At 56.1% G+C, this 5,174-nt stretch carries 3 protein-coding genes and 2 pseudogenes; 4 read left to right on the forward strand and 1 reads right to left on the reverse strand.

Going from position 1 to position 5,174, the window contains the following annotated elements; translation table 11 throughout:
- The 4 genes and pseudogenes from ACVWYU_RS30165 to ACVWYU_RS30180 all read left to right on the forward strand — a co-directional run.
- Positions 1-105 (forward strand): hydroxyisourate hydrolase (locus ACVWYU_RS30165; protein WP_457374457.1); only part of this gene is annotated, 105 nt, incomplete at its 5' end.
- A gap of 604 nt (positions 106-709) precedes the next feature.
- Positions 710-1,387: pseudogene (locus ACVWYU_RS30170) on the forward strand (PAS domain-containing protein); the annotation flags it as partial.
- A 111-nt stretch (positions 1,388-1,498) separates the two neighbouring features.
- Positions 1,499-1,930, forward strand: a pseudogene (locus ACVWYU_RS30175) (methyl-accepting chemotaxis protein); the annotation flags it as partial.
- A gap of 72 nt (positions 1,931-2,002) precedes the next feature.
- Positions 2,003-2,773, forward strand: a complete 771-nt coding sequence (locus ACVWYU_RS30180; RefSeq protein WP_212613248.1) for an EAL domain-containing protein — start codon at positions 2,003-2,005, stop codon at positions 2,771-2,773.
- Positions 2,774-2,973: 200 nt separating this feature from the next.
- Here the strand turns inward: ACVWYU_RS30180 and ACVWYU_RS30185 are convergent, their stop codons facing one another.
- The gene (locus ACVWYU_RS30185) at positions 2,974-4,833 is read right to left on the reverse strand and encodes an ABC transporter ATP-binding protein (protein WP_090322945.1); all 1,860 of its coding nucleotides are present in this window, start codon (positions 4,831-4,833) and stop codon (positions 2,974-2,976) included.
- Positions 4,834-5,174 lie beyond the last annotated feature (341 nt).

A 5,174-nucleotide genomic window follows, 5' to 3' on the forward strand; every position in this document is an offset into this window, starting at 1 on the left:
TTTCCGGAGGTACCCGTCATATTTGAGGTGGACGGCACTGTCCCGCACTACCACATCCCGTTGCTTCTCAGCCCCTACGGCTTCTCCACCTACCGGGGCAATTGATAGTCGAGCGATACCCAATGGATACCAGCCGCCCCTACACGAAAGGGCGGCACTGTCGTTTGACTTTTCACCATCAAAACCTTCAGCGATGACCACGTTCCCCCCCTCAGGCGTGGTTCTCGCTACAGGGAATGATGCCGGCGACTGCACCTTTCTGGTCCTTGACCATGAATTGGGCCGCTCATCTCCCCCAGTCGATTTAACGGCGCAAAGAATAGCGCCCTTCCCAACGCTGTTCCCGGGCGTATGGGACACAAACCTATACAAGATACTGTCGTGCGCACAAGGCTAATCAGAGGGCGATGACGCTTTTCTTTGACGATGAATACCCGCTCTGCGCTCTATAACTCACTGGCCTGTGTAGAGGATCCGATCAACGCATTCCCCACGATCAACCTGCATCCCTTGTGTTCAACCACGAATTTTCTTGTACAATTTATTTCGCATTGTATAAGTTTTGCGTTAGCTTGATGAAAGTGCCAAGCAGTCCATCTCAACTGAGGTACCTATGTTCAACTCGCAAATCAAAAAGAACCTGGCCATCAGCCAGCAGCGATTGGCCGACTGCGAAGCCACCCTCGCCGCACTAGGTGGCTCCATGGCTATGATTGAGTTCCAGCCTGATGGCACGATCCTCGGCGCCAATAACAATTTCCTGAGACTGATGGGCTATCGCCTTGAGGAAATTCATGCCCGACATCACCGCTTGTTCTGTACGCCGACATACGCCAACAGCGTCGCTTATCAAGGTTTTTGGTCACGCCTGAGTAAGGGGGAGTTCATGAACGACCGCTTCCTGCGCCTGGACAAACAGGGGCGTGAAATTTGGCTGGAAGCCAGTTATATCCCTGTTCGTGACGCGTCTGGGCGGGTGATCAAGGTGGTCAAGATTGCTACTGATGTCACGGCCCGGGTTCTGAAAGAACAAGAGCAGGAGAGCCAAATCAAAGCGATTAACCGTTCCATGGCAACCATTGAGTTCAACCGACAGGGAGAAGTCATCAGCGCCAACGAAAACTTCCTTGCTGTGATGGGTTACCGCCTCGATGAGATTATTGGCAAGCACCATCGCCTGTTCTGTGAGCGTAGCGAAAGTGAATCCAGCGAGTATCGCCAGTTCTGGGAGCGCCTGAATCACGGCGAATTTTTCTCCGGTAACTTCAAGCGCCTCAACAACCAGAGAAACACCGTCTGGTTACGTGCGACTTACAATCCGGTGTACGACGCCAACGGCAACCTTTACAAAGTCGTTAAGTTTGCGAGCGATATCACTGCTCAGGTTCTCCAGCAGGAAACCGAGTCACGAGCAGCACGCATGGCCTATGAGACTTCACTGAAAACCGACGATACAGCGCACGAAGGTGCCCGAGTGGTGCAGGAGACAGTGGATGTCATGCAAAGCCTGGCTGGCGAATTGAATCGCGCAGCCGAAGGTATCAATGCTGTCAGTCAGCAGTCGGAAGTCATCAGCAGCATCGTGCAGACCATCCGTGGCATCGCCGAACAAACGAATCTTCTGGCGCTAAACGCAGCCATCGAAGCGGCGCGTGCCGGAGAGCAGGGTCGTGGTTTTGCGGTGGTCGCTGACGAAGTGCGCAATCTGGCTTCGCGCACAAGTCAGGACACCATCAAGATTGTCGAGGTGGTGCAGCACAATCGTGAATTGGCCAAGGGGGCCGTGACCAGGATGGAGGCGAGTAAAGACAAGGCGGAACAAGGCGTCAAATTAGCCGGCGAAGCGGGTCAAGTGATTCTGGATATTCAGGATAGTGCTCGGCAAGTCGTGCACGCGATCAGCCATTTCTCGTCGGCATTGGCACGATGATGCAGCCTTGCAGCCCTGTGCAAAGTCGCGGCTTGATCGACACATTAATAGTCATTGAAAAACGGGTTCTGAATGAACGAAAAAACACGACCAGTCCCTCCTTGCAGTGCCTGCAGGGATGGTAAAGAACTGGATTTTGAGTTCAGCATGGCTTTCCAGCCAATCGTCGATCTGCGCGACAACAGTATCTTTGCCTACGAGGCTTTGGTACGTGGTTGCGATGGCAGTGGTGCCGCAGCCATTCTTGGTCAGGTGAACGAACAAAACCGTTACGCCTTTGACCAAGCTTGTCGGGTCAAGGCTGTTGAGCTTGCTTCACGTTTGCAAATCCCCTGCTTTGTCAGCATCAACTTCTTGCCCAATGCGGTATATCAAGCAGCCACGTGCATTCGCGCGACGCTTGAAGCTGCCCGCAGGTTTGGATTTCCCACAGAAAGGCTGATTTTTGAGATCACCGAAAACGAAGAACTGGTGGACAAGCAACATCTGAAAAGCATCATTCGAGAATATCGTCTTAAAGGCTTCAAGACAGCGATAGATGATTTCGGTGCCGGGTACTCGGGGCTCAATTTGCTGGCAGAGTTTCAACCCGACATCATCAAACTGGACATGGCCTTGGTGCGTAGCATCTGCACGGATCCGGTGCGACAGGCAATCGTCCAAGGCATTCTCGGTGTATGCAAGGCTCTCAATATTGAAGTGATTGCAGAGGGCGTAGAGACCAATGCTGAATTACAGCAGTTACTGGCCCTGGGCATTCACTACTATCAAGGCTATCTGTTTGCAAAGCCCGAATATGAAACGCTGCCACACGTGAAATGGCCGATACCGAATATCGATTAACCCGCCCGACAAAAACGCGCTACGTGCATGCGACATGGAATTCTCAGGATCCGCCCCCTGCCTTGCCTCTTGCAGCGTATGCCGCCAGTACGCCAGCAGCCTGGAAGGACCGACTTTTTCAACACGATCGGCCAAAAGCTGACGGTAGGATCCTGGCTGTGTGTGTGCGTGTTCCCGCCCCACTGCGTCCCCCTTCACGCTCACGCTTGATCCATAGTCTCGACCACTCCCTTATCCTCGCCCAGGAACCCTCCGCTCTGATGCTGCCACAGCCGCGCATAGACGCCGTTCTTGCCAAGCAATTCGGTGTGGGTGCCCTGCTCGATGATGCGTCCCTCATCCATGACGATGAGCCGGTCCATGGCCGCAATCGTGGACAGTCGATGGGCAATCGCGATCACGGTCTTGCCCTGCATCATTTCATCGAGGCTTTCCTGAATGGCCACTTCGACTTCCGAGTCCAGTGCGCTGGTGGCCTCGTCAAGCAGCAGGATCGGGGCGTTCTTGAGCATCACCCGGGCAATCGCGACCCGTTGGCGCTGGCCGCCCGACAGCTTGATGCCCCGCTCACCCACAAGGGTGTCGTAGCCGGTGTGACCTTGCCGGTCGCTCAGTTGGCTTATGAACTCATCGGCCTGGGCATTGGCCGCGGCCCTGCGGATTTGCGCGTCGGTCGCATCGGGACGTCCGTAGGCAATGTTGTCGCGAATGGAACGGTGCAGCAGGGAAGTATCCTGCGTGACCATGCCAATGGCGCCGCGCAGGCTGTCCTGCGTCACTGTTGCGATGTTTTGGCCGTCGATGCGAATCTCCCCGCTGTCGACGTCGTAAAAGCGCAGCAGCAAGTTGATCAGTGTGGATTTGCCGGCGCCAGAGCGGCCGACCAGGCCGATTTTTTCGCCCGGACGGATGTTCAGGCTCAGGCCATCGAGCACCTGGCGTTCGCCATTGTAATTGAAGCTCACCTTATCGAAGGTGACCGCGCCGCCGGAGGTCACCAGCACGCTTGCGTCCGGTGCATCTTGCACCTTTGGGCCACGGGTAAGGGTCGCCATGCCATCCTGCACGGTGCCGATGCTCTCGAACAGCGAGGTCATTTGCCACATGATCCAGTTCGACATGCCATTGATACGCAACGCCATGGCGGTGATCGCCGCCACGGCACCTGCGCCGATCTCACCCTGGTGCCATAGCCACAGCGCATAACCACCCGCTGCCATGATCAACGCCACCACCAATGCCTGGTTGACGATTTCGAACTGACTGACCAGGCGCATCTGGCGAAAGCCGGTTTGCTTGAAGTCCTCCATCGCCGCACGCGCAAAGTGCGCTTCACGATTGGAGTGGGAAAACAGCTTCACCGTCGTGATGTTGGTGTAGGCGTCCGAGATGCGCCCGGTCATCATCGACCGCGCATTGGCCTGTTCCTGCCCGACTTTCCCCAGACGGGGCACGAAGTACCACATGGCCAGCGCGAACAACACGACCCAGGCAACGAAAGGCAGCATCAGTTTCAGGGCGAAGCCACCGGCCAGTGCAATGATCGCAATGAAATACACCCCGATCCCGGGTGCGATCTCGATCAGGGTGAATAGCACGTCGCGCACGGCCAGCGCAGTCTGCATCACCTTGGTAGTGACCCGGCCGGAGAACTCATCGGAAAAAAACGAAAGGCTTTGCCGCAGCATCAGGCGATGGAAGTCCCAGCGCAGCCGCAACGGCAAGTTAATCGCCAATATCTGGTGCTGCACCATCGTGCGCAACGCCACCAGCCCGACACTGGCCACCATGACGATGCCCATCCCCCACAACACACGACGTTCCTGCGCAGCCGCTTCTGCGCCGGCCTGCCAGGTCGAAAGCAGGTCCACGACCTGCCCAAGGAAGGAAAACAGCCAGGCTTCGTAAATGGACACGCCGGCACTGAGCAACGCAAGCGCAAGGACGTAACCGCGTGCACCCCGCGTACAGGCCCACAGGAAGCGAGCCAGACCGTCGGGTGGCGGTGGTACCTCGTCAGGAGGAAAGGGGTCGAGCCTTCGTTCAAACACACGAAGCATCATGTTCTCCAAATCGTTCAAGTTGCGCAGATTCTGACATCGAACGATTGCTTTGAGGGTTTTGCGAAGCCGGGGCCCGCTCCCGCAGGTTTTTGGATCGTTCACACAATCAAGTAATACCATCGGACTTGTGGAAGCTGGCTTGCCAGCGATGACGGCCTGACAGACACCTTTGATGTGACTCGCAGACCGCTATCGCGGGCAAGCCCGCTCCCACAGGTTCTTGGATCGTTCACACAATCGAGTAATACCATCGGACTTGTGGGAGCTGGCTTGCCAGCGATGACGGCCTGACTGACACCTTTGATGTGACTGGCAGACCGCTATCGCGGGCAAGCCCG

It is taken from the genome of Pseudomonas sp. TE12234, assembly GCF_054061835.1.

Coding starts and splice junctions, on each gene's coding strand:
- ACVWYU_RS30180 (WP_212613248.1), top strand. CDS start 2,003: ATGAACGAAAAAACACGACCAGTCCCTCCTTGCAGTGCCTGCAGGGAT.
- ACVWYU_RS30185 (WP_090322945.1), bottom strand. CDS start 4,833: ATGCTTCGTGTGTTTGAACGAAGGCTCGACCCCTTTCCTCCTGACGAG.